Source organism: Amycolatopsis sp. cmx-4-54, assembly GCF_046548895.1.
In the GTDB taxonomy this organism is placed as follows: domain Bacteria; phylum Actinomycetota; class Actinomycetes; order Mycobacteriales; family Pseudonocardiaceae; genus Amycolatopsis.
The window spans coordinates 715,048-741,866 of the sequence record NZ_JAEBEJ010000001.1; the positions used below are offsets into that span (position 1 = coordinate 715,048).

General features: G+C 69.2%; 25 protein-coding genes. 13 read left to right on the plus strand and 12 right to left on the minus strand.

Annotated elements, in window-relative coordinates:
* The first annotated feature begins 24 nt into the window (after positions 1-24).
* Positions 25-1,668, plus strand: a complete 1,644-nt coding sequence (locus tag ACLJQ7_RS03505) for a tannase/feruloyl esterase family alpha/beta hydrolase (protein WP_410646675.1) — start codon at positions 25-27, stop codon at positions 1,666-1,668.
* A 167-nt stretch (positions 1,669-1,835) separates the two neighbouring features.
* Here the strand turns inward: ACLJQ7_RS03505 and ACLJQ7_RS03510 are convergent, their stop codons facing one another.
* From ACLJQ7_RS03510 to ACLJQ7_RS03525, 4 genes are all read right to left on the minus strand, one after another.
* Positions 1,836-2,498 carry an ABC transporter ATP-binding protein gene (locus ACLJQ7_RS03510; protein WP_410646676.1) on the minus strand — a complete coding sequence of 221 codons (663 nt, stop codon included), beginning with the start codon at positions 2,496-2,498 and terminating at the stop codon, positions 1,836-1,838.
* A complete protein-coding gene (locus ACLJQ7_RS03515) occupies positions 2,498-3,190 on the minus strand; it encodes an ABC transporter ATP-binding protein (RefSeq protein WP_410646677.1) in 693 nt (230 codons plus the stop codon). Before ACLJQ7_RS03515 ends, ACLJQ7_RS03510 begins: the two co-directional genes overlap by 1 nt.
* Entirely contained in the window at positions 3,183-5,759 is a 2,577-nt protein-coding gene (locus ACLJQ7_RS03520; RefSeq protein ID WP_410647000.1) for an FtsX-like permease family protein, read from the minus strand. Before ACLJQ7_RS03520 ends, ACLJQ7_RS03515 begins: the two co-directional genes overlap by 8 nt.
* Positions 5,760-5,906: 147 nt before the next feature.
* On the minus strand, positions 5,907-9,095 hold the full coding sequence (locus ACLJQ7_RS03525) for a BTAD domain-containing putative transcriptional regulator (RefSeq protein WP_410646678.1): 3,189 nt from the start codon (positions 9,093-9,095) through the stop codon (positions 5,907-5,909).
* A gap of 95 nt (positions 9,096-9,190) precedes the next feature.
* Between ACLJQ7_RS03525 and ACLJQ7_RS03530 the strand changes: the two genes are divergently transcribed.
* Both ACLJQ7_RS03530 and ACLJQ7_RS03535 read left to right on the plus strand, forming a co-directional pair.
* Positions 9,191-10,066, plus strand: a complete 876-nt coding sequence (locus ACLJQ7_RS03530) for an NAD(P)-dependent oxidoreductase (RefSeq protein ID WP_410646679.1) — start codon at positions 9,191-9,193, stop codon at positions 10,064-10,066.
* 11 nt (positions 10,067-10,077) lie between these two features.
* Positions 10,078-10,938, plus strand: a complete 861-nt coding sequence (locus tag ACLJQ7_RS03535) for an NAD(P)-dependent oxidoreductase (RefSeq protein WP_410646680.1) — start codon at positions 10,078-10,080, stop codon at positions 10,936-10,938.
* A 160-nt stretch (positions 10,939-11,098) separates the two neighbouring features.
* Here the strand turns inward: ACLJQ7_RS03535 and ACLJQ7_RS03540 are convergent, their stop codons facing one another.
* Complete coding sequence (locus ACLJQ7_RS03540) at positions 11,099-11,983, minus strand: LysR family transcriptional regulator (RefSeq protein ID WP_410646681.1); 885 nt, start codon at positions 11,981-11,983, stop codon at positions 11,099-11,101.
* 79 nt (positions 11,984-12,062) lie between these two features.
* Between ACLJQ7_RS03540 and ACLJQ7_RS03545 the strand changes: the two genes are divergently transcribed.
* Both ACLJQ7_RS03545 and ACLJQ7_RS03550 read left to right on the plus strand, forming a co-directional pair.
* Positions 12,063-12,965 (plus strand): EamA family transporter, encoded by a 903-nt coding sequence (locus ACLJQ7_RS03545; RefSeq protein ID WP_410646682.1) that lies wholly within the window; start codon positions 12,063-12,065, stop codon positions 12,963-12,965.
* Positions 12,962-13,582: an NAD(P)-dependent oxidoreductase gene (locus ACLJQ7_RS03550; RefSeq protein WP_410646683.1), complete on the plus strand. Its 621-nt coding sequence runs from the start codon at positions 12,962-12,964 to the stop codon at positions 13,580-13,582. Before ACLJQ7_RS03545 ends, ACLJQ7_RS03550 begins: the two co-directional genes overlap by 4 nt.
* A 3-nt stretch (positions 13,583-13,585) precedes the next feature.
* Here ACLJQ7_RS03550 and ACLJQ7_RS03555 read toward each other — a convergent pair whose 3' ends face one another.
* A complete protein-coding gene (locus tag ACLJQ7_RS03555) occupies positions 13,586-13,822 on the minus strand; it encodes a hypothetical protein (protein WP_410646684.1) in 237 nt (78 codons plus the stop codon).
* A 61-nt stretch (positions 13,823-13,883) separates the two neighbouring features.
* Here ACLJQ7_RS03555 and ACLJQ7_RS03560 point away from each other — a divergent pair, with 61 nt between their 5' ends.
* Together ACLJQ7_RS03560 and rraA are read left to right on the plus strand one after the other, a co-directional pair.
* The gene (locus ACLJQ7_RS03560) at positions 13,884-14,483 is read left to right on the plus strand and encodes a TetR/AcrR family transcriptional regulator (RefSeq protein WP_410646685.1); all 600 of its coding nucleotides are present in this window, start codon (positions 13,884-13,886) and stop codon (positions 14,481-14,483) included.
* A 13-nt stretch (positions 14,484-14,496) separates the two neighbouring features.
* Positions 14,497-14,982, plus strand: a complete 486-nt coding sequence (gene rraA / locus ACLJQ7_RS03565) for a ribonuclease E activity regulator RraA (protein ID WP_410646686.1) — start codon at positions 14,497-14,499, stop codon at positions 14,980-14,982.
* A gap of 6 nt (positions 14,983-14,988) precedes the next feature.
* Here the strand turns inward: rraA and ACLJQ7_RS03570 are convergent, their stop codons facing one another.
* Positions 14,989-15,882, minus strand: a complete 894-nt coding sequence (locus ACLJQ7_RS03570; RefSeq protein ID WP_410646687.1) for an NADP-dependent oxidoreductase — start codon at positions 15,880-15,882, stop codon at positions 14,989-14,991.
* A gap of 70 nt (positions 15,883-15,952) precedes the next feature.
* On the opposite strand from ACLJQ7_RS03570, the gene ACLJQ7_RS03575 reads away from it, so the two are divergent.
* Both ACLJQ7_RS03575 and ACLJQ7_RS03580 read left to right on the plus strand, forming a co-directional pair.
* A complete protein-coding gene (locus tag ACLJQ7_RS03575; RefSeq protein ID WP_410646688.1) occupies positions 15,953-16,558 on the plus strand; it encodes a TetR/AcrR family transcriptional regulator in 606 nt (201 codons plus the stop codon).
* On the plus strand, positions 16,552-17,391 hold the full coding sequence (locus tag ACLJQ7_RS03580; protein ID WP_410646689.1) for an MBL fold metallo-hydrolase: 840 nt from the start codon (positions 16,552-16,554) through the stop codon (positions 17,389-17,391). The genes ACLJQ7_RS03575 and ACLJQ7_RS03580 overlap by 7 nt, the downstream gene beginning before the upstream one ends.
* Here ACLJQ7_RS03580 and ACLJQ7_RS03585 read toward each other — a convergent pair.
* The 4 genes from ACLJQ7_RS03585 to ACLJQ7_RS03600 are packed head-to-tail and all read right to left on the minus strand — an operon-like array spanning position 17,359 to position 19,447.
* Positions 17,359-17,805 carry a hypothetical protein gene (locus ACLJQ7_RS03585; protein WP_410646690.1) on the minus strand — a complete coding sequence of 149 codons (447 nt, stop codon included), beginning with the start codon at positions 17,803-17,805 and terminating at the stop codon, positions 17,359-17,361. The genes ACLJQ7_RS03580 and ACLJQ7_RS03585 overlap by 33 nt on opposite strands.
* A 43-nt stretch (positions 17,806-17,848) precedes the next feature.
* On the minus strand, positions 17,849-18,460 hold the full coding sequence (locus ACLJQ7_RS03590; protein WP_410646691.1) for a class I SAM-dependent methyltransferase: 612 nt from the start codon (positions 18,458-18,460) through the stop codon (positions 17,849-17,851).
* A 10-nt stretch (positions 18,461-18,470) separates the two neighbouring features.
* Positions 18,471-19,124, minus strand: a complete 654-nt coding sequence (locus ACLJQ7_RS03595; RefSeq protein ID WP_410646692.1) for a cation transporter — start codon at positions 19,122-19,124, stop codon at positions 18,471-18,473.
* On the minus strand, positions 19,121-19,447 hold the full coding sequence (locus ACLJQ7_RS03600; protein ID WP_410646693.1) for an ArsR/SmtB family transcription factor: 327 nt from the start codon (positions 19,445-19,447) through the stop codon (positions 19,121-19,123). Before ACLJQ7_RS03600 ends, ACLJQ7_RS03595 begins: the two co-directional genes overlap by 4 nt.
* A gap of 453 nt (positions 19,448-19,900) precedes the next feature.
* Here ACLJQ7_RS03600 and ACLJQ7_RS03605 point away from each other — a divergent pair, with 453 nt between their 5' ends.
* The 4 genes from ACLJQ7_RS03605 to ACLJQ7_RS03620 are packed head-to-tail and all read left to right on the plus strand — an operon-like array spanning position 19,901 to position 24,774.
* Positions 19,901-21,322, plus strand: a complete 1,422-nt coding sequence (locus tag ACLJQ7_RS03605; RefSeq protein WP_410646694.1) for a family 2B encapsulin nanocompartment shell protein — start codon at positions 19,901-19,903, stop codon at positions 21,320-21,322.
* Positions 21,319-22,707 (plus strand): family 2B encapsulin nanocompartment shell protein, encoded by a 1,389-nt coding sequence (locus tag ACLJQ7_RS03610; protein WP_410646695.1) that lies wholly within the window; start codon positions 21,319-21,321, stop codon positions 22,705-22,707. The genes ACLJQ7_RS03605 and ACLJQ7_RS03610 overlap by 4 nt, the downstream gene beginning before the upstream one ends.
* A gap of 38 nt (positions 22,708-22,745) precedes the next feature.
* Entirely contained in the window at positions 22,746-23,609 is an 864-nt protein-coding gene (locus ACLJQ7_RS03615; protein WP_410646696.1) for a geranyl diphosphate 2-C-methyltransferase, read from the plus strand.
* 25 nt (positions 23,610-23,634) lie between these two features.
* Positions 23,635-24,774 carry a family 2 encapsulin nanocompartment cargo protein terpene cyclase gene (locus ACLJQ7_RS03620; protein ID WP_410646697.1) on the plus strand — a complete coding sequence of 380 codons (1,140 nt, stop codon included), beginning with the start codon at positions 23,635-23,637 and terminating at the stop codon, positions 24,772-24,774.
* A gap of 22 nt (positions 24,775-24,796) precedes the next feature.
* On the opposite strand, the gene ligA is transcribed toward ACLJQ7_RS03620, so the two are convergent.
* Positions 24,797-26,788, minus strand: coding sequence for an NAD-dependent DNA ligase LigA (gene ligA, locus ACLJQ7_RS03625; protein ID WP_410646698.1), 1,992 nt, complete (start codon positions 26,786-26,788; stop codon positions 24,797-24,799).
* Positions 26,789-26,819: the final 31 nt, after the last annotated feature.

Sequence of the window (26,819 nt, forward strand, 5' to 3'; positions counted from 1 at the left end):
GATCCGGGGAACTGGGGTGGAGACATGCGGCGGTTGTCCATGCTCGGCGTGGCAGCGCTCATCACGGCAGGCTCGATACTCACGGCTCCGGCGGCCACCGCCGGCGAAACGACGTTCCGCCCGGTGCGCGCCTGCGCCGACCTGGTGCGGACCTATGACCTCCCCGGCGCGGTCACGCACGTCGAGACCGCGACCGTGGTGCCGGCGACGACGACCGAACCGGAGAACTGCGACGTCCGCGGCTACGTCGAACCCGCGGTGCGGTTCCAGCTGCGGCTGCCGACCAAGACCTACGCGGGGCGGTACCTGCAGTTCGGCTGCGGCGGGTTCTGCGGGGTGGTCAGCACGCCGCCGTTCGCCGACTGCGGCCTTCCGCACGGCGGTGACGTCGCCGTGGCGGCGACCGACGACGGTCACGTCGGCAAGACCCCCGCGGTCGTCGATGACGGTAAGTGGGCCGAGAACGACCAAGCGGCGCGTGACGATTTCGCGTTCCGTGCGCCGCACGTGGTTTCGAAGGCGTCCAAGCGGCTGATCACGCAGTTCTACGGCGCTCCGCCGAAGAAGTCGTACTTCAGCGGATGCTCGGACGGCGGTCGCGAGGCTCTTCTGCTCGCACAGCGCTACCCCCACGACTTCGACGGCATCGTCGTGGGAGCGCCCGCCGGATACTGGGGACCGCTGCTCGGCGTGTATCAGACCTGGCTCGCCAAGGTGAACACCGGCGCCGACGGCAAGCCGATCCTGACCGCCGAGAAACTTCCGGCCCTGCACGCCGCCGCACTGTCCTCTTGCGACAAGTCCGACGGGCTCGGCGACGGCGCCATCGACGATCCGCGCACCTGCCGCTTCGACCCGGCCGCCATCGCCTGCCCGCCGGGCACCGACAACGCGGGCTGCCTCACCACCGCGCAGGTCGAAGCCACCAAGAAGATCTACGCGCCGCCGACCGACGAACGCGGCCGCAAACTGTACCCGGGCGGCCAGACCGTCGGCTCCGAGCTCTCCTGGTACGGCTGGATCATCCCGTCGCCGGAAACCGGCGGGATTCCGTTCGCGCACGCGCTCGCCGACAACTACCTGAAGTACATGGCGTACCCGATCGGGACACCGCATTCGTCGGTCGAGAAGTTCGGGTTCACCGCTCGTGAATTCGACCGGCTGGTCCCGGAAGGCATCCGCTCCAACGCGATGGCGCCGGACCTGCGCGAATTCCGGCGTGCGGGCGGGAAACTCGTGATCTGGCACGGCTGGGCGGACCAGGCGATCCCCGCCGCGGGCAGCATCGACTACTACGAGCGCCTCACCCGCGCCAACGGCGGCCCCGCGGCGACGCGTGACTGGGCGCGGCTGTTCATGGTGCCCGCGTTGTACCACTGCGCGACCGGCGACAAACTGACCGAGTACGACCCGCTGAAGGAACTCGTCTCCTGGGTCGAGCGTGGCACCGCGCCGGACCGGACGATCGCCACCGGCCGCGACGCCGACGGCAAGGTCTTCCGCACGCGGCCGGTGTTCCCGTATCCGCTGCAGGCGAAATACGACGGCACCGGAAGCGTCGACGACGCCACGAACTTCGTGCCTGTTCCGCCTTCGCGGCCTTCACACGATCTTGTGAACTGGGCGGGGAACGGGCTGTACGGGAAGGCGGGACCGGTCGCTCCCTAGAGTGCGACGGTTCGAGCCGGATCGTCTGGACGGGACCAGCGTGATGCGAAAGCCACTTTCGCAACCTTCAACGTTGCGAAAGTGGCTTTCGCAACCTCCGCCGAGCGGCAGCGCGGGAAGGGGTCCTTTACGCCATGTAGTCGCGAGAGTTCCTACCACTCAACGAGTCAGGAAAGGACGCCGTCCAGGAGTCGTACCCGCCGGTCCGCGATCCGGTGCACCTCGTCGTCGTGCGTCGCCACGATGACCGCGGCACCCTCTTCGGCACAGTGCCGCAGCAGCCGAAGTACCCGCGGCGTGCTCCCGGCGTCCAGGTGCGCCGTCGGCTCGTCGGTGAGCAGGACCCTGGGCCGCCCGCTGACCGCCCTGGCGAGCGCGACCCGTTGCTGCTGCCCGAACGAGACCTCGAGCGGGTACCGGTCGCCGAGATCGCCGATCCCGAGTTCCTCCAGCAGATCCGAAACCCGCGTGTGGATGTCTTTCGCGCTGGGTTTGGGGACGTCGGACCGGAGCCGCAGCGGCAGCGCCACGTTCTCCGCGATGGTCAGTTCGTTCGCGAGGCCGAGCGCCTGCGGCAGGACGGCGCAAGTGTGCCACGGCGGCGCGCCTGCTATCGGGACGCCGTCCAGCAGGACACTGCCCGAATCGGGCGAGTCGAAACCGCACAGCAGCGCCAGCAGCGCGCTCTTGCCGGAACCCGACCGGCCGGACACGGTGACCAGTTCGCCCGCGGCCACGCGGAGTTCGAGCCCGCGCAGCACTTCGACGTCCCCGCTGGGATGGGGGAACCGGCGGCGCAACCCGACGGCCTCGAGGGCGGGTTCCGCCATCACGGCACGACCTCCCGTTCTTCGACTTCTTCGAGTCTGCCCTTGTGCATCCGCGCGACGCGGCTGCCGAGTTCGATGAGCCGGTCGTCGTGCGAGGCGACGATGACGGCGAAATCCTGATCCGCCAGGTACTTCAGGGTGTCGAGCACCCGGTCCGCGGAGCCTTCGTCCAATTGGGACGTCGGCTCGTCGGCGAGTATGACGGTCGAGCGGCGGGCCAGGGTGCAGCCGAACGCGAGGCGTTGCTGTTGCCCGCCCGACAGCGCGGAAATCCGCCAGCTGCCGGTCCCGCCGAGTCCCAGCTGCTCGAGGATGTCGTCGGGAAGGCATTCGGTCCCGGCCGATTCCGCCGCCGCGCGCAGATTGTCCGCGACGCTCAGATACGCGAGCAGGTTGTCGGTCGGATTCTGGAACACCAGGCCGAGATGGTTCCGCCGCAGCGCCCGGCGGTCACGATGCCGCAGCTTGCCGGTTTCGCTGCCCTGGAAGGAGATCGTGCCCCGCACGGGCTGCTCGAAGAGGCCGAGCGTCCGCAGCAGGGTGGACTTGCCGGAGCCGGACGGCCCCGCCAGCACGGTGATCCCGCGCGCCGGGATGTCGAAGGTGACATCTTCGACGCCGGTGACCGTGCCCGCCGGCGTCGGGTAGTCGACGCCGATCCCGCGCAGCCGGAAGATCGGTTTCTCAGGCACGGATCAACTCCGCGGTCCGGGCGGTGCGCACCGAGCGCATCGCGATCCAGCCCGCCAGTGCCACGACGAGCACACCGACGGCGAGGACGGTCAGGGCGAGCGGGGTCGGGTCGGGAAGTGCCGACTGCGGCGGGAGGAACGTCGCCGGATCGAACCGCGGCACCGAAAGCCCCGCGACCGAGACACCGCAGACGACGCCGATGACCACGGCGAGCCCGCTCAGGGCGCCCAGCTCCATCAGATGACTCGCCAGCAGGGCACGTGGCCGCATTCCCATCCGCAGGACCAGAGCCCCGGCCAGCGCGTTCTGGCGCCGCCGAACTTCGACCGCGACCAGGAGCGACAGCACGGCCACCACGCCGAGCACGGCCCCGAGCAGGGCCATGAACGAGAACGTCCAAGACACCACGTAAAACGGGAGCGCGTCCAGTGCGGACTCACGGGTGACGCGGTTGACCGCCGTCTTCACCCCCACGGAGGCCAGCGCTTCGGTCACCTGCGTCATCGACGAGCCGGACAGCACGCTCCACTTGGGCACGGTGCGCAACTGCGCCTCGGTGAGCGATTCCCGCGAGATCACGTACCCGGCCTTGGTGCCGACGATCGGGAACATCGGCAGTTCACCGATCGTCTTGGCGTCGGCGAGACCGGCGGGCAGCGTGGTCTTCTGAGCGGCGTCGTGTCCGATCCGGATCGCCGGGACACCGGTGCCCTGGCCCGACAGACCGCTCAGCAGCCGGTCGACCTCGGCGCCGTCGAGTGGGCCGAGCGTGGCGGCCTGCCGGAAGGTCCGCGGGTCCACGACCAGCACGACGTTGCCAGTGCCGGTCAGCTCGCCGACGATCGTGGTGCTGCCGTCCAGCGAGGCGGGCAGCGCGACCTTCCCGGTGCCGACGACGCTTTCGGTGTCGACCCGGGTTTCGGCCCCGACGAAGATGGCGGACTTCGTCTGCAGGGCCTCTTCCTGGCCGCGGGCGATGCCGATCCCGGTGGCCAGGGTCCCGATGGCGAGCGTGCCGATCACGAGCACACCGGTGACCGGTGCGCGGGCGCTGGCGAGCCGCCGGATCGCCAGTTGCAACGCGGGACGGGACCACAGCCGGGCGCGATGCGACGCGTGCAGGGCGAGCCAGGCCAGCCGTGCGGCGACGAGCCCGACCGTCAGCACGACGAACACCGGGTACGTGAGGGCGAGAGGGTCGACCTGGGGGAGCGGATTGCCGATCCGCGATCCCTTGCTGTAGTCGACGAGCCGGTTCCAGCCGAGCAGGGCGACACCGGCGGTGAGCAGTTCCCACGGGAAGAAGGCCAGGAACCTCACCTTCTTGCGCCGTCCGGAGCGGACCCGGCCGAGCTCGAACTCCCGATGGGTCCGAATGGAGATCACCCCGGCGAGCAGCGCGAGCGAGACGAGCAGGATCCCGGCCGCGACGAGCGATCCCCAGAACGTCGCGCCGTCGTCCAGTTCGCCTGGTGGTCCGTAGAGCCCGAGCAACAGCCGCGCGAGTGCCGTGCCCAGCACGCCACCGACGACGATCGGGAGCCCGAGTTCGGCGACCGCGAGCAGCCCCAGCGCCCCGGGGCCGCTGCCTCGGGCCGACAACAACCTCAGCTGCGGGTGCCGCCGCTGGTACCACTGCAACGCGACGGTGCCGATCCCCGCGCAGCCGACGAGAATGCTGATGGCCGCGAGCGGCAGAATCGAGATCAGGACGTTCGATTGCGCCTGGTTGCTGATCTCGACCGAGCGCTCGAACGGCAGCGACCCGACGATCGCGTCACCGAGGCCGCGGGAGCCCAGATCCGCCTTGACCGCGGCGATGAGGGCCTTCGAACGTTCCTCCAGGTCCTCGGCTTCGCTCACTGTCTTGGGCGGGGACTCGTAGAACGACAGGTGCAGCGTCTTGATCGTCGGGACGCCCAGCGCGCGGACCGCGTCGTCGAACGTCTTCCCGTCGTTGGCGAACATGACCGAGTCGAGCGGGTCGTTGGCGAGCCTGCTCACGACGGCGTTCCGCTGCTGCGAGCACCACCAGCGCGGCGCCGGGTCGGGAAGGTCGCGGTACAGCCCGGTCACCGGAGGAATCGGGGTGCCCTGGATGCTCGGAGTGGCCCCGACCTTGATGTTCTCCGCCCCGGCGACGACGGTGCCGAGCAGGAAGCCGGCGCCCGCGGATCCGCTCGCGACGTCGAGATGGCCCTGCGTCGCCTGGTCACGATGGGCGAGAACGACCTTGTAGTTGGGGTCGCCGTTGAACTCGGTGCCGAAGAGGTACGGCGTGTAGCGGGAGGTGACCGGCGCGGAGAAGCCGTGTGCCGGGGCGTTCCGGCGGACCGAGTCGACGACCTGCGGAGCCACCGCGGCAGGCACATTGTCCTTGCTGAAGACCGGCCCGTAGTAGTCCGGGCACACGATGCCGGACTGGTACGTGACGGCCGCGCCACCCGCCGCGGAGGCCTGCAGGATGGCGGCGGTGCCGAGGAAACAGGCCAGCAACGCGGTCACCGCGGCGATGATCAAAGTCAGGGGACTGGTCAGTACCGCTTTCGGAGCCGCTCGCCACGGCATCGTCACCCTGGGCCCGCCGGGAGCCCCCCACCTCACCCGCATGGATACGCACGCTACCGGTCACGGCGCTCTGGCGACAGGAAGAAATCACTGTTTGTTGCTGACGTGAAGTAAGGCCTGGTCCATTGTGGTGACACGGGTGCGTGCTCACTGACTGTCCGTCACCAAATGCTCGATCGGCGTCGTCTCACCTGCCTCAGTCTCCGCCGAGAATGCGGTTTCTCCGAGCGCCGCGACGATCACGCCGGTGATCCGGTCGACGTCGTCGCGTTCGGCTTTTGGCAGGGGAGCGCCCACCGAGCGCCGCGCGGCCGCCGCGGCGCCGAGCAGCCGCGCGGCCGGACGATACGAGCCGGCGGCCGCCTCCGCACCGGCCAGGCCCTCGAGCCCGAGGGCGATCGCACGAGGATCGTCGCTCTGGCGAGCGATCGCGAGACCGTCCAGCTGAAGCCGCTTCGCCGCCACCGCGTCTCCGCGTTGTTCGGCGATGAACCCGAGCTCCGCCAGGATCAGCGTGCTGCCCGCTTCGGACTCCACGCGGCGATGCCAGTCCAGTATGGACAGCAGCCGCTGCTCCGCCTCCTCGAACAGCCCCTGGCGCCGCGCGCCGAGCGCGAGCCCTGTCTCGGCGTACACCTCGCCGGGTTTGAAACTGTGCTCGACCGCGAGCGCCCTCGCCCGCTCGTGGAACTCCTTCGCTCCCTCGAAGTCGCCGGTGAGCAGCGCGGTCCGGCCCAGCCAAGACAATTTGTAGGAGACCTCCGGCCACAGCTCCAGTTCCTCCGCGCGGCGCAGGCTTTCCCGGTGGACCCGGGCGGCGTGGTCGTAGTCGCCGGCGATCGAGGCCAGCATGCCGATGACGAACGAAGCTTGTAGCCAGCCCCAGCGTTCGCCGAGTCCGTCGAAGATGCCGGCGCTCTGTGCGGCGATCCGGCCGCCTCCGGTGAGATCGCCACCGGAGATCAGGTGGGCCGCCCTGTCGCTCAGCGCGGCGGCGGCGCTCCAGTCGTCACCGATGTCGCGTGCGGTTTCCAACGCGCCGAGCGTGAGCTTCTCCGCCCGGCACAGGTCGCCGACCGTGGACCACGCGTAGCCGAGGAACCACAACGTCCGCGCCCGTTGGAGCGGATCGGCGATGCCCCATACGGTCTCCTCCGCCGCTCCCTCCGTGCCGGTGCCGTCGAGCACGGCGATCCCGGTGCGCCAGCCGTGCGCCTGCGCGTACTCGTCTCCGATCTCGTGCTCGGCGCCGAGCACGAGATCCAGCGAGCGCCTGGCCTCAGTAAGTCGTCCGCGGAGGAACCAGAACCACGCCGTCGCGTTCACCAGCCGCAACGCGAGCCGATGGTCTCCTTGCCGTAGCAGCGTTTCCAGCGCGCGCCGGGTGTTGGCTCCTTCGGCGTCCAGCCTGTCGAGCCAGCGCCGCTGCTCCCTCCCGCGCAGGCCCGTGTCCCCGCGTTCGGCCAGTTCTACGTGGAAACGAGCGTGCCGCAAGTACAGGTCGTCGAGTTCGCCTGCCTGCCCGGCCTGGCTCAAGGCGTACGCCGACACGGACTCCAGCAGCCGGAACCGCGGTTCACCGGACCTGCCGGGCCTGCTGACCACCAACGACCTGTCGACGAGCCGGGAAAGGAGATCCAGCACGTCACCGGCGGCGATCTCGCCGCCGGCGCAGACCGACTCGGCCGCGTCGAGCCCGCAGCCCTCGGCGTGGACGGCGAGCCTGCGCAGTACGATCTGCTCGGGCTCGCTCAGCAGGCTCCAGCTCCAGTCGATCATCGCCCGCAGCGTCTGCTGGCGACGCGGCCCGCCTCGCCTGCCCGAAGACAACAGGGCGAACCGGTCGTCGAGACGGGCGAGGAGTTCGTGCACACCCAGGGTCCGGACCCGGGTGGCGGCGAGTTCGAGCGCCAGCGGGATACCGTCGAGGGTGCGGCAGATGCGCGCGACCACGGCCGCGTTCTCCGCGTCGAGCGCGAACCCCGGCGCGGCCGCCGCGGCACGGGCGGCGAACAGCCGGACCGCGCTCGACTCCCGCACGGCGGCGAAATCCGGCAGTTCGGGCAGCTCCAGCGGCGGCACCGCCCAGACGTTCTCTCCCGGTAAACCGAGCGGCTCTTGGCTGGTGGCGAGTACCCGCAGCCGAGGCGCCGCCGCGAGCAGCCTTTCCACCAAGGCGGCGACCGGCTCGACGACCTGTTCACAGTTGTCCAGGACGAGCAGGATCTCCTTGTCCCGCAAGGCATCGGCCAGTGACTGGGAGAGCGTTCCGGTCGAGGTCGCGTCTTCCCGGACATCCAGCACGGCCGCCAGGACGACGGCGACGAGATCCTCGGGCGGGCAAGTCGGGCACTCGACGTTGTCCAGACCCGCCAGCTCGACGAGCCAGGTGCCGTCGCCCATCTGGAGCTTCGACGCGGCCTCGATGGCGAGCCTGGTCTTGCCCACACCACCGGGCCCGGTCAGGGTGACCAGCCGGGCGTCGGTGACGAGCGCACCGACCTCCTTGACCGCTGTCGTGCGGCCGATCAGCTCGGTCATCGCCTCCGGCAGATTCCCGCGCACCGGCCCGGCGGCGCGGACAGGCTCGAGATCCGGACTGCGGGTGAGGACCGCCTGGTGCAACGCCGCGAGCTCCGGCCCCGGTTCGAGACCGGATTCGTCACGGAGACGGGCGCGCAGCTCGGCGTAGGTTTCGAGAGCTTCGCTGTGCCGTCCGGCCGCGTACAACGCCCGCATCAGCAGGCCGCGGAGCCGCTCCCGCAGCGGATGGCGCGAGACCAGTCCGGTCAGCTCCCCGGTGAGGACGCCGTGCTCGCCGAGCGCCAGCCGGGCTTCGGCCCGCTCCTCTTCGGCGAGCAGCCTCTCCTCCTCCAGCCGCTGGGCGGCGGCGACGGCGAACGGCTCGTTCTCGAATCCGGCGTACGCGGGCCCTCGCCACAACGCCAGCGCATCCGCCAGCAAAGCGGCACGGGCGCGCGGGTCGACGGCGTCGCGGGCCCGGGTGGTGAGCGCGCGGAAGCGATGGACGTCCAGGGCACCCGGCTCGACGGCCAGAACGTACCCGGCCGGTTGGTGCGTCACGAGTTCCCGCGCGCCGGGCTCGGCGCGCTCCAGCGCACGGCGCAACTGGGAGACCTTGGTCTGCAGGGTGTTGCCCGGATTGCCCGGCGGATGCTCGCCCCACAGATCGTCGGCCAACGACGACACCGACGCCGCCCTGCCGTCGCGGCTCAGCAGCCCGGCGAGCAGGAGGCGGACCTTCGCCTCGGGCACGACGACGGGCTCGCCCGCGGTCGTCCACACGGCGAGTGGTCCCAGCACTCCGAATCGCACGAAACCGACGTTAGCGCGGACCACCGACAAGATCGTGCGCGAGGCCGTGCGCGGACCCGCAGCGATCCGTGCGCGGCCCCCGTCACGGTGGTCCCATGAGCGAACACGGCAAGACCCCGGTGACGGTACTGGGGCTGGGCGCGATGGGAACCGCGCTCGTAGAGGCACTACTGGCCGCGGGACATCCGGTCACCGCGTGGAACCGGACCGCGAGTCGCGCCGAGGCGGTGGCGGCGAAGGGAGCTTCGGTCGCTTCGACCATCTCGGAGGCTCTCGCGGCGAACGAGATCGTGATCGCCTGCCTGCTCGACTACGACTCGGTGCACGAGGTCCTCGACCCGGTGGCGTCCGAGCTCAAGGGACGGCAGCTGATCAACCTGACCAACGGCACCCCCGGCCAGGCGCGCGAAATGAGTGCCTGGGCCGGGGAACTGGGCGCGGAGTACCTGGACGGCGGGATCATGGCCGTCCCGCCGATGATCGGCACCCCCGAGGCGTTCATCTTCTACAGCGGCTCGGGCACGGTCTTCGGCCGGGCACGCACCGCGCTGGACACCTTCGGCGGCGCCAACTACCTCGGCGCGGACCCCGGACTGGCGCCCCTGCACGACATTGCGCTGCTCAGCGGGATGTACGGGCACTTCATCGGCGTCATCCAGGCATTCGCGCTGGTCGGCTCCGCCGGGGTGAAGGCACGGGAATTCGCGCCGATGCTCCGAACCTGGATGGACGGGATGAGCGGCTTTCTGGAGCGCGCGGCCGAGCAGATCGACGACGCCGACTACGTGACCGGCGTCGTGTCGAACATCGGGATGCAGGCGGCCGCCTACCCGAACCTCGCCAAAGCCGCGGCGGAACAAGGCATCAGCGCCGAACTGCTCATCCCGCTGCAGTCGCTGATGGACAAGCGGGTCGCCGGCGGACACGGCGCCGAAGACCTCATCGGCGTCATCGAACTCCTCAAGAAGTAAAGGAAAACACAATGATCACACTGATCGGGCTCGGCCCGATGGGACAGGCCATGGTCCGGGTACTCCTGGAGAACGGCCACGGAGTGACCGTCTGGAACCGCACCACCGCCCGCGCGGACGACGTCGTCGCGGCGGGTGCCGTGCGCGCCGCGACACCGGCGGAGGCGGTGGCGGCGTCGGAGCTGGTGCTGCTGAGCCTCACCGACTACGCCGCGATGTACGACATCCTCGGCAAGGCCGAAGACGCCCTCGCGGGCAAGGTGATCGTCAACCTCAGCTCGGACACCCCGGAGAAGACCCGCGAAGCCGCGGACTGGGTCGAGGCTCGTGGCGGACAGTTCGTCGCGGGTGGCGTGATGGTGCCTGCCGAGCTGGTGGGCAAGGCCGAGGCGTACGTCTTCTACAGCGGACCGACGGAGGTGTTCGAGAAGCACCGGGAAACCCTGGCGCTGATCGGGCGGCCCGACTTCCTCGGCGAGGACGTCCGGCTGGCTCAGCTGTTCTACCAGGCGCAGCTGGACATCTTCCTGACCTCGCTGTCGGTGTACATGCACGCGAGCGCGCTCGTGCGCTCGGCCGGGGTGCCGGTGGACAAGTTCGTCCCGTACGCCAAGGACAACTTCGCGACGATGAGCTACTACCTGGAAGTCGCGGCCGAGCAGTTCGAGAAGGGCGAGCACCCCGGCGACGACGCCGACGTGACCATGATGGGTGCGACGGCCGACCACATCGTCCAGGCGAGCCGGGACGCGGGGATCGACGTAGTCCTGCCGGAGGCGGTCAAGTCGCACTACGACCGGGCGATCGCCGCCGGACACGGACGCAGCTCGTGGACCAGCCTTTTCGAGATCATCAAGGCGGACCGCAAGTAAGTGCTTTCGAGTTCCTGAGGCGCGTGAAGGCCCCCTTGCCTCGGCTCAGCCGAGGAAAGGGGGCCTTCACGCGCGGCCGCTCGTGCTAATGGGGCCAACGTGGCGATCGTCGAGTCCGTGAAGGCCTCCTTGAGGGACCCAGAGTCCCTCAAGGAGGCCTTCACGGACCGGCGGGCAGGTCAACGCCCAGTACCTCAAGGAAGGCCTTCGCGGCCGGAGTGACGGTGAAGCGGTTCCAGACGAGGTGCTCGATCCGCGCGGGCGCGTCCCGCACCGGCACGGTGACCACGTCGGTCAGGTTCGGCACGAATTTCGACGGCAGCAGCGCCACCCCCAATCCCTGGTGGATGAGGCGCGCCATGAAGTCGGCGGCGGTCACCTCGAAGGCGACTTCCCGGGTCACTCCCGCGGCGGCGAAGGCCTGATCCGTCTGGGCCCGTCCCGCGGATCCGGACGGGAAGTCGACGAACACCTCCGACGAAAGCCCCTTCAAGTCCACTTCGGACTCGACGGCGAGCGGATGCCCAGGAGCCACCACGGCGACCAGATCGTCGCGGCCCAGTTCGCAGGTGGCCACGCCGTCCGGCCGGTCGGTCACCGGGAGGCCGAGGAACGCGACCTCGATCGCACCGTCCTTGATCTGTTCCACCATCTGCCCGCTCGCCCCCACCCGCAGTCCGATGCGGACGTGCGGGTACCGGCCGCGGAAGGTCTGCAGGGCGGCAGGCACGTCGACCGCCGCGACGGTCGGGATGACGCCGACGGTGAGCCGGCCGCGGATCTCGCCGACGGCCGCCGCGACCTCCGACCCCGCTCGCTCGGCGGCCTCGAGACATTGCCGGGCGGCGGGCAGGAACGCCTCGCCGGCGGCCGTGAGCCGCACCCGACGGCTCGTGCGCTCGAACAGGCGCGCGCCGAGTTCCCGTTCCAGTCGCGCGATCTGGTGGCTCAGCGCCGATTGCACGACCAGACACCGTTGCGCGGCACGCGTGAAGCTGTTCGTCTCCGCCACGGCCACGACGTACCGCATCTGCTGAAGCTCCATGGATCCATCTTGAATCACGATGGATCAAGTGACAAACATGTGTTGGACTCATCGATCGTCGGCGTCGAAGCTGGGAAGCGTGAAAACGCTGACGGCCACACCGCTCGCCGCAGGTCTCGCCGGGACCGCGCTGACCGCCTTCGCCCCCATGGTCTGGGGAACGACCTATGTGGTCACCACCGAACTTCTTCCGCCGGGACATCCGCTTTTCGCGGGGCTCATGCGCGCTTTGCCCGCCGGGCTGATCGCGCTCGCCATCACCCGCGCCTTCCCGCGCGGCACGTGGTGGCTGAAGGCCGCCGCGCTCGGCGTCCTCAACATCGGGCTGTTCTTCCCCCTGTTGTTCATCGCCGCCGAACGGCTGCCCGGGGGAGTCGCGGCCACGCTCGGTGCCGCCCAGCCGCTGCTCGTCGCGATCCTCGCCGTGGCGGTGTTGCGCCAGAGCCCGTCCGCGTGGCGGTTCGCCTGGGGGATCGTCGGGATCGTGGGTGTCGGCCTGGTGGTGATCGGGCCCGCGGCGGGCTTCGACCTCGTCGGGGTCGTCGCGGGACTCGGTGGCGCGGGTACCATGGCGCTCGGCGTCACCCTCACCAAACGATGGGGCCGCCCCGCTGACGTCGGGCCGACCGCGTTCGCCTCGTGGCAGCTCACCGCGGGCGGGTTGTTCCTGGTGCCCGTGACCTTCCTGTTCGAAGGCGCACCGCCCGCCATCGACCTGAACGCGGGACTCGGCTACCTCTGGCTCGGCCTGATCGGCGGCCTGCTCGCCTACGTCCTGTGGTTCCGTGGCATCACGTCCTTGCCGGTGACCTCGGTCGCGGTTCTCGGGCTGCTCTCGCCGATGGTCGCCGCGGTGCTCGGCGCCGTGCTGCTCGGTCAGTCGCTCGGGCCGATCCAGCTCGCCGGTTTCGCCCTCGCCCTGGCCTCGATCGTCGCAGGCCAGATCACCCCGAAGAGCAAGCAGGAAGGTGTCGTCCGATGAAGATCGCCGTCGTCGGAGCGTCGGGAATGGCGGGTTCCCGCATCGTCGCCGAGGCCGTTTCCCGCGGACACCAAGTCGCCGCCGTCTTTCGTCGTACCCCACCGGCGTTCCCGCATCCGGACGTGGAAGTCGTGCGCGGCGACGTCATCGATGCCGTCCACATGAGCACGGTATTCGGGGGAGTCGATGCCGTCGTGGGCGCGACGAGACCCGCGCCCGGCGCCGAAGACACGGTCGCGGCCACGGTGACGGCGCTGCTCGACGCCGCGGCGGGCAGGCGGGTCCTGATCGTCGGAGGCGCCGGGCCGTTGCGGTCGCCGTCCGGCGGGCTGGTGATCGACGACCCGGCGTTCGTGCCGCCGGCGTGGCGGACCATCGCTTCCGCCAGCACCGGCCAACTTCAGGCCTGCGAGGCCCACGGGGGCGACTGGGTGTACCTCAGTCCGCCCGCGATGCTCGAGCCTGGTGTCCGGACCGGCGTGTACCGGCGGGGAACGACGACCATCCTCACCGCGGCGGACGGATCGTCGGGGATCTCGGCGGAGGATCTCGCGGTCGCCGTCGTGGACGAACTCGAGAATCCGGGCAAGGACCGGCATTTCACCGTCGGATACTGAGGGCTACAGCCGCCACTTGAGCTCGGGCGGGTCGCCTGGCGAAGGCGTCTCCGGGGTCCGTTCGGCCTCGATCTGGATCTCGATGTTGGTCTTGTGCGATATCGGGTCCCAGATCTCCTCGATCGGCGCCAGCAGCGACTGGCTGACGCCCGCCCGCCGGGCTCGTGCGGCGTACCACGCGAACCCGGCCAAGAAGAGGGGAAGGCTGAGAAACGCGGCCACCGGTGCCAGGAACTCCATGCACCGGACGATACAGTAACATCGTGTATCCAGAAACGTTCTGTTACTGATCGGACGGGCGATGACCAGGCTGACACGGGCCGAACAACAGCGGCGCACCCACGAGCACCTGCTGGAGGCCGGACGTCAGGTCTTCCTGCGGCGCGGCTTCCTGGCGGCGACGGTCGAGGAGATCGCGGCCGACGCCGGGTACACCCGCGGCGCCGTCTACAAGCACTTCGGCGGCAAGGAAGGGCTGTGGCTGGCGATCATCGAAGCCACCGCGGAAGGACACTTGGCGGAGTTGAGGAAGTCCCTCGCGCTCGCCACCGGCCGGGACGACGTGATCGCGGCACTGGCCCCTGTCGACGTGGTGGACAAGGATGCCGCCAAATGGAGCGCGGCGGCCGCGGAAGTGCTCGCCGCGACGGCGCAGCAGCCGGAGACCGCCGCCCTCGTCGCCGCCGTCCAGCGGCGTCACGACGACGAGGTCGTCTCGCTGCTCGCCGAGCATGCGCGGCGGCTCCGGCTCGAACCCGCCTTACCGCTCCATGAGGCCGTCGTGATGCTGGGCGCCCTGGGCATCGGGCTCGCCCTGCGTCAGGCGGTCGCGCCGGCCGCCGACCCCGCGGCCATCCTCACTCATGTGCTGGACTCGGTGTTCCCGCCCGAGGCGACGTGAGAAACTCGCGCGCGTGATCGATTCCTTCACCACCGCCGACCTCGTGGACGAACACGGCGACCGGCTGCGCGTCTGCGACACCCAGTTCCGCCAGTTCGGCGGGCGCCGGAAGTTCTCGGGCCCGATCCGGACCGTCTCCTGTCACGAGGACAACGGCCTGGTCAAGAAGCTCCTGGCCACTCCCGGCGATGGCGCCGTCCTGGTGGTCGACGGTGGCGGCTCGCTGCACAGCGCGCTCACCGGCGACATGATCGCGAAGTCCGCCGTCGACAACGGCTGGGCGGGCATCGTCGTCAACGGCGCGGTACGGGACAGCGCCGAGCTCGCCGGGCTTCCGCTCGGAGTGAAGGCGCTCGGCACCAACCCGCGCAAGAGCTCCAAGGCGGGCGTCGGCGCTGTCGACGTCCCTGTCGGTTTCGGGGGAGTGACGTTCACTCCCGGCGACACGCTCTACGCCGATGACGACGGCGTCGTGATCCTTCCCGCGGCCGGATCCTGAGCCGGCTCAGACGACGATGACCCGGCGGCCGCGGGTGTGCCCGGCGTGGCTGTCGGCATGCGCCGCCGCGGCGTCGGCGAGCGGATAGGCCTTCTCGACCGGGATGTGCAGCTTCCCCCGTGAGATGAGGTCGACGGCCTCGGCCAGCGCGTCCGGCACGCTTCCGGCCACGCCGGAGAAGCGGACACCGAACTCGGGTGCGCCGAGGTCGGCGATGGAAACGACCTTCCCCGGATCCCCGGTGAGCTCGACCAGCTCCGGGATCACGCCGGATCCGGCCAGATCGAGAGCGGCGTCGACGCGGCCGAGCCGCCGCACCCGCTCCACCCAGCCCTCGCCGTAGGTCGTGGCGAGCGCGCCCAGGCCGCGCAGGTAGTCCTGGTTCGCGGCACCCGCCGTGCCGATCACCGCGATGCCGCGTTCCCGCGCGATCTGCAGCACCGCCGACCCGACCCCGCCGGACGCGCCACTGACCAGCAGGTTCTCGCCGGGCCGGACCCCGACTTCGCGGACCAGCCGCAGTGCGGTCTCGACCACGGAGGGGTATCCGGCCGCCTCCTCGAACGTCAACCCTTCGGGCATCACAGCCCACGCCGTCAGCACGGCGAATTCGGCATAGGTGGCGGCACCCTCGCCGAACACGAAGTCGCCGACCTCGACTCCGATGACGCCTTCGCCGACCTCGTCCACCACTCCGGCGGCGTCCAGGCCCACGCCGGACGGCAACACGGTCGGATGCGCGCCGAGGACCTGGCCTTCACGGATCCGCCAGTCGACGGGGTTCACCCCGGCGGCCCGCACCGCGATGCGTACCTGGCCTGGGCCGGCGTGCGGATCTTCGGCGTCGACGAGCTGCAGGACTTCCGGGCCACCGAACTCGGTGAAGATCACTTTCTTCATGGGGCCGACCGTAGCACTAACGGTTAGTGTTTTGGAACTGTTGTCGTTTTGGATCTGATAGCGTCGCCGCATGACCGTGCCGACCGGACGTCGTGAGCGGAAGAAGGCCGCCACCCGTCAGAAGATCGCCGACACCGCACTGCGGCTTTTCCTGGAACGCGGGTACGACGCGGTGGGTATCCGCGAGGTGGCCGCGGAAGCCGACGTAGCCGTCACGACGCTCTTCTCCCACTTCGCCTCGAAAGAGGCTTTGGTGTTCGGACAGGACGCGGAGTTCGAGCGAGGTCTCGCGCGGGCGGTCACCGAACGGGCGCCGCACGAACCGCTCATGCCCGCGCTGCGCCGGGAGGTCCACGCGATGGTGCGTCATTGCGCGGCGGACGGCGCCGCCCCGATCTGGCACATGATCGACGAGTCGCCCGCCCTACGGGAGTACGAGGACTCCATGCGGCTGCGCCACGCGGAGTCCCTGGCGGCGGCCATCGCGGCGGATCCGGAGTTGTCGCGGTCCGCGACCGCCTGCCGGACGATCGCGAGGTTCGTGATCGACGCCTACTCGATCGGCCGGGAGGCGGCCGATCCGGAGGCCGCGGTGAACGAGATCTTCCGGATGATCGAGGCCGCCTGGGAAGCCGGCGGTCCCGGTACGGCACAAGCGGAGGGATCGCCGTGCTGACACAGATCGCGGAGGGCGTGCTGGTCCATCAGAGCGCGTTGCTCGAGAACAACACGGTCGTCGTGGAGGGAAAGGACGGCGTATTGCTCGTCGACCCCGGCCTCACCCGCGACGAAATGACCTGCCTCGCGAACGATCTCTCCGAGTCGGGCCGCCCGGTGGTGGCGGGTTTCGCGACGCATCCCGACTGGGATCACGTGCTCTGGCACATCGAGCTGGGTGACGCACCCCGTTACGGCACCGCCCGTTGCGCGGAGTACCTGCGAGATCTGCGGTCGAACGCGGACTGGAAGACCGGCGTCGCCGAGGGGCTGCCACCCGAGATCGCCGGGGAGATGCCGCTCGACCTGTTCGGGCTGATCACCGGCCTGCCCGCCGGAACCACCTGGATTCCTTGGAACGGCCCGCGAATCCGGATCGTCGAGCATCCGGCCCACGCTCCCGGTCACGCGGCGCTGCTGATCGAAGAACGCGGGGTGCTCGTCGCCGGTGACATGCTTTCCGACGTCCTGGTCCCGATGTTCGACACCGACGGGGAGCCGATCGACGACTACCTGACGGGACTCCAGGTGCTCGAAGACGTAGCGGGGGACATCGACGTCGTCGTACCCGGCCATGGGGCCGTCGGCGGAGCCGGGGAAGCGCGGGCACGGATAGACCTGGATCGGGCGTACGTACACGCCTTGCGCGACGGCCGGGCGCCGGACGACCCGCGAATCGGCCCGTCGGCGAAACCCGGATGGGAATGGGTGGGCGATCTGCATGCCGGGCAAGCCCAGAGCCTCACCCGGAGACAGCCATCAGCCTCTCGGCATGACACAGAGCTCCCGTGACGCCCCGGAGTTGAAGTCGTAGACGACGGGGTTGCCGTACTCGTAGCCGGGCACGGAGTTGCAGTCCGAGCCGGCCCCGGACGCGAGCTGGGCGATCACCGAGTAGTTGGCGGAGCCGTCCGAGCAGTGGACTCGGACGGCGCTGGCGCTGAACGCGCCGTTGCTGCCGGCGTCCTCGTCCGCCGAGATGCAATCGCCGGCCTGTGCGGAGAACGGGTCGGGGTCGACCTGGGGGACGCTGCCGGCGGACGAGCCGCCACCCGTGGTGATCGCCACGGTCACCGCGATCGCTCCGCCGGTGACGACGACCGCCGCGGCGGCGATCCCGACGATCAGTCCGGTCTTCGGGGTCTTCTTCGGCGTCGCGACGGGGTACTGCTGCCAGATCGGCTGCTGCTGCGGAGGGTGGGTCACGCAACCAGGATCGGCCACGCCGATGAAATTCCGATGACACGGTTCACTTGCGGGCGATGAGCCGTTCCACCAGCCCGAGTTTGAATCGCTCCCGGTGCTCCACGGCCAAACCGAGACCGTCGATCTTGTCGAGCGGGCGGCGGAGGAAGTGCTCGCCCGCCATCGGCACGGTGATCTTCTCGACGATCCATTGCAGACCGCGGACGGCGCGCGACGAGCTCGCTATGTGGTCGAGCAGGATGAGCCTGCCCCCTGGCCGGAGCACCCTGGCCATCTCCCGCAGCGCCTTGCCGTCGTCGGGGATGGCGCAGAGTCCGAGAGTGCAGACCACGGTGTCGAACGAATCGGCGTCGAAAGGCAGGTCATGGGCATCGGCCCGCCGTAACGTCACCGGGTGGCCGAGGCGTTCGGCGCGAGAGCGGGCGATGGCGAGCATGCCGTCACTGAGGTCGATGCCGGTGAGCGTCACACCTGCGGAATAGAGCGGCAGGTTCAGGCCGGTCCCGACGGCGACTTCGAGGACTTCGCCGGTGGCCTGGCCGCAGGCCCACGCACGGGAATCGCCGAAGAGCTTCCGGTCCAGGAACTGCATTTCCCGGTCGTAGTTCTGGGATTTGCCGTCCCAGTACCGGTTCCATCGGGCGGGCCGGGTCATGGCGCTCCTTTCAGCAGCAGTGTTCACCGCGCCAGGCCTCGCGGCCCTCCTTGATCGCGACGGCGGCGATGACGAGCGCGACCAGCGGGTCGGCCCAGTACCAGCCGAACAGGCTGTTGAGCAGCAGCCCGACGAGCAGCACACCGGAAAGATAGGTGCAGAGCAAGGTCTGCTTCGAGTCGGCGACGGCGCTCGCGGAGCCGAGTTCGCGCCCGGTGCGGCGCTGGGCATGGGACAGGAACGGCATCACGAGCAGCGAGACCGCCGCCAGCACGATGCCGACGGGGGAGTGCTCGGCGGGGTCGGTGCCGAACAGGGTGCGGACCGATTCGACGGTGACGTACGCGGCCAGCGCGAAGAAGGACACCGCGATGACCTTGAGCGCGACGCGTTCGCGGGCTTCGGGGTCCTTGCCGGAGAACTGCCAGGCGACCGCCGTGGCCGAGGCGACCTCGATGACCGAGTCCAGGCCGAAGCCGATCAGGGCCGTCGAGGAGGCGATGGTGCCGGCCGAGATGGCGACGACCGCCTCGACGACGTTGTACGTGATCGTCGCGGCGACCAAGAGCCGGACCCGCCGGGAAAGGACGGCACGGCGATCCGGGGCCACGGTGGGCTTCGCGGCGCAGCAGCCGTCCGCGCAGGAATCGCTCTCCAGGCTCACCGGAGCACCTCGTCCACGCAGGGCTCGGCGGTGTCGACGGCCAGGACGACCTGGACGAGTTCCCGCAGGGCGCGGGCGAGATGCGCGTCCGCCAGCGAGTAACGGACCTGCCGGCCTTCGTAGGTGGCCACGACGAGTCCGCAACCTCGCAGGCAGGCGAGATGGTTCGACACGTTCGACCGGCTCAGCCCGAGTTGCCCGGCCAGCAGCCCGGGATAGTTCACGCCATCGAGCAGCGCGACCAGGATCCGGCACCGGTTCGGGTCGGCGAGGGCGCGACCGAGCCGGGCGAGGGCGGCCACTTGGGTCTCACATGTCAGCACAGACAGGACAGTACAGTCGACGCTGACATATCAGCAAGGGCTGAACCATTGACCCGACGGAGTGTCCGGACGCGACCCTCTGTTTCGTCGCGGTCTGTTAAGCCATCGCCGAACGCGGACGCCGGACCGACCCGAAAGAGTCCGTTGTGGCCACTCCATCGGCGGCATCGCGAGTACCAGGGGGAGTCTCGGCACGGCTTCGCGTGACACCTCAGCACAATCGTCTGCCCGATTGCGTGGCCGCATAAAACGTCGAGTGACATTTCCAAAAGGTTTCCGGCGCAGGACAGAATTCGGCATTCGGGTGGCCTTGTCGTATTACCTGAAAGTGCGCTTGTGTGGGAAAAACCCCTTGCTATGTTGATCCTGCGGGCCGCACTTCGAGGCATGACCGGCGCGCCGCGAATGGTGGATCTTGTTTGTTCACATGACTATCGAAGGGTGGACCTTGCTGTGACCGTGACCGAATCGGACACTTCCGCCGAAGGTGTCCAGGGGCCGGAAAATCCGCAGCTGAGCTTGGGCAGGGCCGCCGCGCGCAACCTGGCGACGACCACCAAAACCGTTCCGCAGATGCAGGGAATCTCGTCCCGCTGGCTGCTGAAGTCGCTCGAATGGGTTCAGGTGAACGGTGGTGCCTACCGGGTCAACCGGAGGCTCAATTACGCGGTCGGCGACGGGCGGGTGACGTTCTCGAAGGCAGGCGCCGAAGTGACCGTGATCCCGGCGGAACTCGGCGAACTGAAGCCGCTCAAGGGATATGACGACGAAGAGGTGCTCGACGAACTCGCCCGCCGATTCGAACAGCAGGAAGTGGCGGCGGGCGACGTGCTCGTCGAATTCGGCCACCGGGCCGACCGGGTCTACCTCATCGCACACGGCAAGATCACCAAGACCGGCCCCGGTCATTACGGTGACGAGACCGCGCTCGGCGTGGTCAAGGACGGTGACTACTTCGGCGCGCAGACCCTCGTCACCGACGACGGCATCTGGGAGTTCACCGCCAAGGCGGCCACCGCCTGCACCGTGCTCACCCTGACCCGCCAGGACTTCGAGCGAGTACTGGAACAGTCCGAATCGCTGCAGGCACAGATCGAGCGGGCCGCACAGGACTCCGGGCGCGCCAACGACTTCGGCGAGGCCGAGATCGACATCTCCTCCGGGCACGACGGCGAGCCGCTGCTGCCGGGCACCTTCGTCGACTACGAGACCTCGCCGCGCGAGTACGAACTGAGCGTCGCCCAGACGGTGCTCCGGGTCCACAGCCGGGTGTCCGATCTCTACAACCAGCCGATGGACCAGACCGAGCAGCAGTTGCGGCTGACCATCGAGGCGCTGCGTGAGCGGCAAGAACACGAAATGATCAACAACACAGACTTCGGCCTGCTCCACAACGCCGACTTCACCCAGCGCATCCCGACCCGCACCGGCCCGCCCACCCCGGACGACTTCGACGACCTGCTCGCGCTGGTGTGGAAGGAACCCGGCTTCTTCCTCGCGCATCCGCGCACGATCGCCGCGTTCAGCCGCGAGTGCAGCAAACGCGGGATCTACCCGACCGGCGTCGATCTCGGCGGCCACAAGGTGCCGTCCTGGCGCGGGGTGCCGATCCTGCCCTGCAACAAGATCCCGGTGAGCCAGACCGGCACCAGCTCCGTACTGCTGATGCGCACCGGCGAGAAGAACCAGGGCGTCGTCGGCCTGCGCCAGATCGGCCTGCCGGACGAATACGAGCCCGGTCTGAACGTCCGGTTCATGGGGATCTCGGAGCAGGCGATCATTTCCTACCTCGTCAGCACCTACTACTCCGCGGCCGTACTCGTGCCGGACGCGCTCGCCGTCCTCGAAGCCGCCGAACTCGGCCGCGAAGGATGACCGCCACGACGCCGGAGGCCGACCGGCGGCTCAGTCTCGGCCCCGCCGCCGCGCGCAACCTGGCGACGACCACCAAGACGCGGCCGCAGATGCAGAGCATCACGCCGCGGTGGCTGCTGAAGATGCTGCCCTGGGTCGAGGCGTCGGGCGGTACCTTCCGGGTCAACCGGCGGCTGACCTACGCCATCGGTGACGGGCGGGTGAGCTTCACCAACGTCGGCACCGAGGTCAGGGTCGTCCCGCAGGAACTCGCGGAGTTGGCCCTGCTGCGGGGTTTCGACGACGAGGACACGCTCACCGCGCTCGCCGACCGGTTCGTGCAGCACGAGTACCAGCCCGGCGAGACCATCGTCGGACACGGGACTCCGCTCGACGAGGTCGTGCTGGTCGCACACGGCAAGATCGCCAAGGTGGTGCCGGGCGAGTACGGCGCCGAAGCCTCTGTCGGCAGCATGGCCGACGGAGACCACTTCGGTGACGAAATGCTCGCCGGCATCGACCGGAACTGGCCGTTCACCGCCAAGGCCGTCACCCCGGTGATCGTGCTGACCCTGCGCGCCGAAGACTTCGCCGACCTCAACGGCCGGTCCGAGGCGATGCGCCGCCACGTCCAGGACATGCTGGCGCACAAGGGAAAACCGCAGAACGCCAAGGGCGAGGCCGAGATCGGGATGTCGTCGGGGCACGACGGCGAACCGCCGCTTCCCGGCACGTTCGTCGACTACGAGATCTCGCCGCGCGAGTACGACCTCGCCGTCGCGCAGACGGCGCTGCGGGTGCACACACGGGTGACCGATCTCTACAACGGGCCGATGGACCAGTTCGACGAGCAACTCCGGCTGACCGTGGCGGCGCTGCGGGAGCGGCAGGAGTACGACCTGATCAACAACCGCGAGTTCGGGCTGTTGCACAACGCCGACCTCAAGTCGCGGTTCCAGACCCGGTCAGGGCCGCCGACACCCGACGACATGGACGAACTCGTCAGCCGACGCCGCAAGACGAAGTTCTTCCTCGCCCATCCGAAGGCGATCGCCGCGTTCGGCAGGGAATGCACACGGCGCGGCCTGTATCCGGAGGGCACCACGGTCGACGGCAAGGTGGTCTCCGCGTGGCGTGGCGTGCCACTGCTGCCCTGCGACAAGATCCCGATCACCGACAGCGGCACGTCCGCGATCCTCGCCATGCGGACCGGTGTCGAGGACAACGGCGTGATCGGGCTGCACCAGACCGGCTTGCCCGACGAGTACGAGCCGGGCCTGAACGTGCGCTTCGACGGCATCACCGACCAGGCCGTCGCCACCTACCTGGTCAGCACCTACTACTCGGCCGCCGTGCTCGTTCCGGACGCGCTCGGTGTCCTGGAGAACGTCGAGGTCGCACGGTGACCACAACGAACAACAACGCTCCAGAAAGGACCACCCACGTGACCATCGCCCGTACTCCCGCTCCTGCCAAGGTGTTGCGCACCGAGTACCAGAAGTCGGTGGCGTCGTACTGGAACAAGGAGAAGGATCCGGTCAACCTGCGTCTGGGCGATGTGGACGGGCTCTACCACCACCACTACGGGATCGGCGAGGTCGACTGGTCGGTGCTGGAAGGCCCCGAGAACACTCGCGACGAGCGGATCATCGCCGAGATGCACCGGCTGGAGACCGCTCAGGCGGACGTCCTGCTCGATCACCTCGGTGACGTCAAACCGGACGACCGGCTGCTCGACGCCGGCTGCGGACGCGGCGGATCCAGCATCATGGCCAACGCGCGCTTCGGCTGTCACGTCGACGGGATCTCGATCTCGGAGAAGCAGGTCGAGTTCGCGAATCACCAGGCGGAGATCAGGGGCGTCGCCGACCGGGTGCGCTACCACTTCCGCAACATGCTCGACACCGGCTTCGAAACCGGGTCACGCAAGGCGATCTGGAACAACGAAAGCACGATGTACGTCGACCTCCACGAACTCTTCGCCGAGCACGCGCGGCAGCTGGAGTTCGGCGGGCGGTACGTCACCATCACCGGGTGCTACAACGACGTGACCGGTGGCCGGTCCAAGGCTGTCGCGCAGATCGACCAGCACTACACCTGCAACATCCACCCGCGCAGTGAGTACTTCAAGGCCATGACGGCGAACGGCCTGGTGCCGATCTCGGTGGTGGATCTGACGGCGGACACGATCCCGTACTGGGAGCTGCGGGCGAAATCGTCGGTGGCGACCGGGATCGAAGGACCGTTCCTGGACGCCTATCGCGAGGGCAGCTTCCACTACCTGCTGATCGCCGCCGACCGCGTCTGATCCCGCGAGACCATCGGAGCAAGCGATGACCGAACAGGGTGCGCTCGCCACACTGCTGGCCGGTCCGGGCGGGCTGGGCACGTCAGCCGCCCGGCTGGCGGCCCGGCTGACCGCTGTTCCCGCGGTGGTGGAGGAGGTGCCACCGCCGCAGGAACCCAGCCTCGACCCGGCGTACGCCTACCGGCCGTGGGGCGACGGATCGGCGCCGCCGCTGTATTGCCCCGTCACCGAACGGATCAACGATCCGCTCGCCCAGGAGGTCGACCGGCGGCTCGTCCTGTGGGCGGGGGAGTGCGGGTTCGACGAGGAGGAGTGCGAGCAGATCGGGAAGGCGGGATTCGGCAGGCTCGTCATGCTCGCCCACCCGGACTGCGAGGATCCCGACCGGCTGCTGATCTCCGCGCGGCTCAACGCCGCGTGGTGGGCGGCCGACGACCTCTACGCCGACGACACCTCCCTCGGCGCCGTGCCTGCCGAGCTGCCGCCGAAGCTCGCGCTGGCGATGGCCGCGATGGACCCCGTGCCGTCGTTGGGCGAATTCAGCCGCGATCTTGACGAGACACTGCGGAACGACCGGGTGCTGGTGGCGCTGGGCTCGGCGACGGACTTCCTGCGGCGATCCGGGACCGCCGCGCAGGTCCAGCGGGTCTGCTACTCGACCTTCGCCATGTTCGTGAGCTGGACCGCCTACGCCGCGTGGCGCCACAGCGGGAAATACCCGCCGGCGTGGGAGTATCTCGCGGCACGGCAGCACGACAGCTTCTACACCTCGATGACGTTGATCGACGTCCTTGGTGGCTACGAACTGACTTCGAACCTCTACTACGACCCGCGGGTCCGCGAGGCGGCGATCCAAGCGGGGACGGCGTCCGTGCTCGTCAACGACGTGCACTCGGTCACCAAGGATCTGGAGGACGAGTCGCCGCCCTGCAACGCGGTCCTGCTGATCGCCGATGACCGGAAATGCTCGATCGAAGAGGCCACGGCGATCACCGTCGAACTGCACAACGACGTCGTGCGGGACTTCCAGTCGGCGCACGAAAAGCTGAGCGCGGTCCCTTCCGTCGAGCTGCAGCGGTTCTTGCGCGGATTGCGGGGATGGATGGGCGGCGGTTTCGAATGGCACTCGACGAGCCCTCGGTACCGGACGAGGCCCAGCGTTTAGTCCTCTGAATGCGGAAAGGAGGTCAGACGACACCGGCTCCGATCAACTGCTGCCAGATCACGCCCTGGTCCACGACCTCGACTTCGAGTTTCTCGGCCTTGGTGAGTTTGCTCGCTCCGACGTCGGCACCGGTGATCAGCATGTCCGTGTTCGCCGAGACCGAAGACGCGATGGTCGCGCCCGCCCTTTCGCACAGCCGCTGGAAGGTCGGGCGCGGCACCTTCTCACCGGAGCGGGGGTCGCTGATGGAGCCGGTGACCACGACCGTCTTGCCTTCCAGCGGCGCACCGGCCGCGACGACCGGCGGGAGGTCTTCTTCGCGCACGTCCAGCGAGACTCCGGCTTCCCGAAGCCGCTCGAGTTCGGGACGCAGCCGGGTGAGGTGCTCGATCAGGGACGCGGCGACCTTCGGGCCGATGTCCTCCACGGCGACGAGACCCTCCTCGCCGGCGTCCACGACGGCTTCCAGTGACCCGAACCCTGCCCGGCACAGCTGCGCGGCGGTGCCCTCGGAGGCCATCGGGATCGCGAGCCCGATCAGCGCCCGGCGCAGGCCGACGGCCCGGCTCGCGTCGATCGACTCGATCATGCGGGTGGCGGAGACTTCGCCGATGCGGTCGAACTCCAGCAACTTCTCCTTGGTGAGCCGGTAGAAGTCCGACGGGTGCTCGAGAATCCCGGCCTCGGCGAGCCGCTCGATCCAGACCCCGCCGATCGCGTCGATGTCCGCGGCCGCGCGCGACGCCCAGTGGATCAGCCGCCGGACGGTCTGGGCGGGGCAGGCGACGTTGGTGCAGAACAGTTCCCGGCTGTTGCCCTGTTCGGTCAACGGTTCTTCGCACGACGGGCACACCGAGGGCGGCACGATCTCCCGTTCCTCGCCGGTGCGCTTGGCGGCGTCGAGGACGCCCGCCACGAAGGGGATCACGTCGCCCGCGCGGCGCACCAGCACGGTGTCGCCGATCTTGATACCGCGGGCCTTGATGACCTCCTGGTTGGCCAGCGTCGCCCTGGTGACGGTGGTCCCGCCGACGAACACCGGCTCAAGCCACGCGACGGGCGCGATCTTGCCGGTCTTGCCGACGTCCCAGACTACATCGGCGAGCACGGTGGTCTTCTCCTCGGCGGCGAACTTGAACGCCAGCGCGCCGCGCGGTGAGCTGGACCTGGTTCCGGCGGCGGCGTAGGCGTCGCGATCCGCCAGGCGCAACACGGCGCCGTCGAGGTCGTAGTCGAGTTCGTTGCGCTGCTGCTCGATGGTCGTGATGACCGCCTGGGCCGCCTCGGCGTCCTCGCAGTGGCGCATGTCGGCGGCGGCGAACCCGAGCGTCCGGAGCGCGCCGTCGAGATCGGTTTCCGCGCTTTCGGGCTCGGTGGAGAGATCGAAGGCGAAGAACTGGAGACGCCGTTCGGCGACGGTGGCGGGATCCTTGGCGCGCAGGGTGCCCGCGGCGGCGTTACGCGGGTTGATCAGCGGCTTGTCCGGGTGGACCTTGTTGTAGGCGGCGAAGGTGGAGCGCAACATGACCGCCTCACCGCGGACCTCGACCCGGCCGGGCGCGTCGACCTTGTCCGGGACGCCGTCGGTCAGCGCCCGGACGAGCATGGTCACGTCGTCGCCCGTCGTCCCGTCGCCGCGGGTGACCGCCCTGGCGAGCCGACCGTTCTCGTAGACCAGCGCCAGCGACAGGCCGTCGAGCTTCGGCATCACGACCACCGGCTGCCCAGGGAACCGGGTGAAGAACGCCGCGACCTGCTCGGGCTTGGTCGCCTTCTCCAGCGACAACATCGGGCGCGAGTGCCGGATGGGCGCGTGCAGGATCGCGGGTGCGCCGACCTGGTCGAGCGGGTTCGGATCCGGGGCCAGCTCGGGGTTCGCCTCGATGAGCCCGCGCAATTCGTCTTCGATCGCGTCGTAGTCGGCGTCGGCGACCTTCGGCGAGCCCCGGTAGTAGGCGTCGCGAAGGACGACGATCTGATCGGCGAGTTCTTGGATGCGGTCCCGAGCGTTCACGGGGCAGAGATTACCCGGGACCACCGACAGA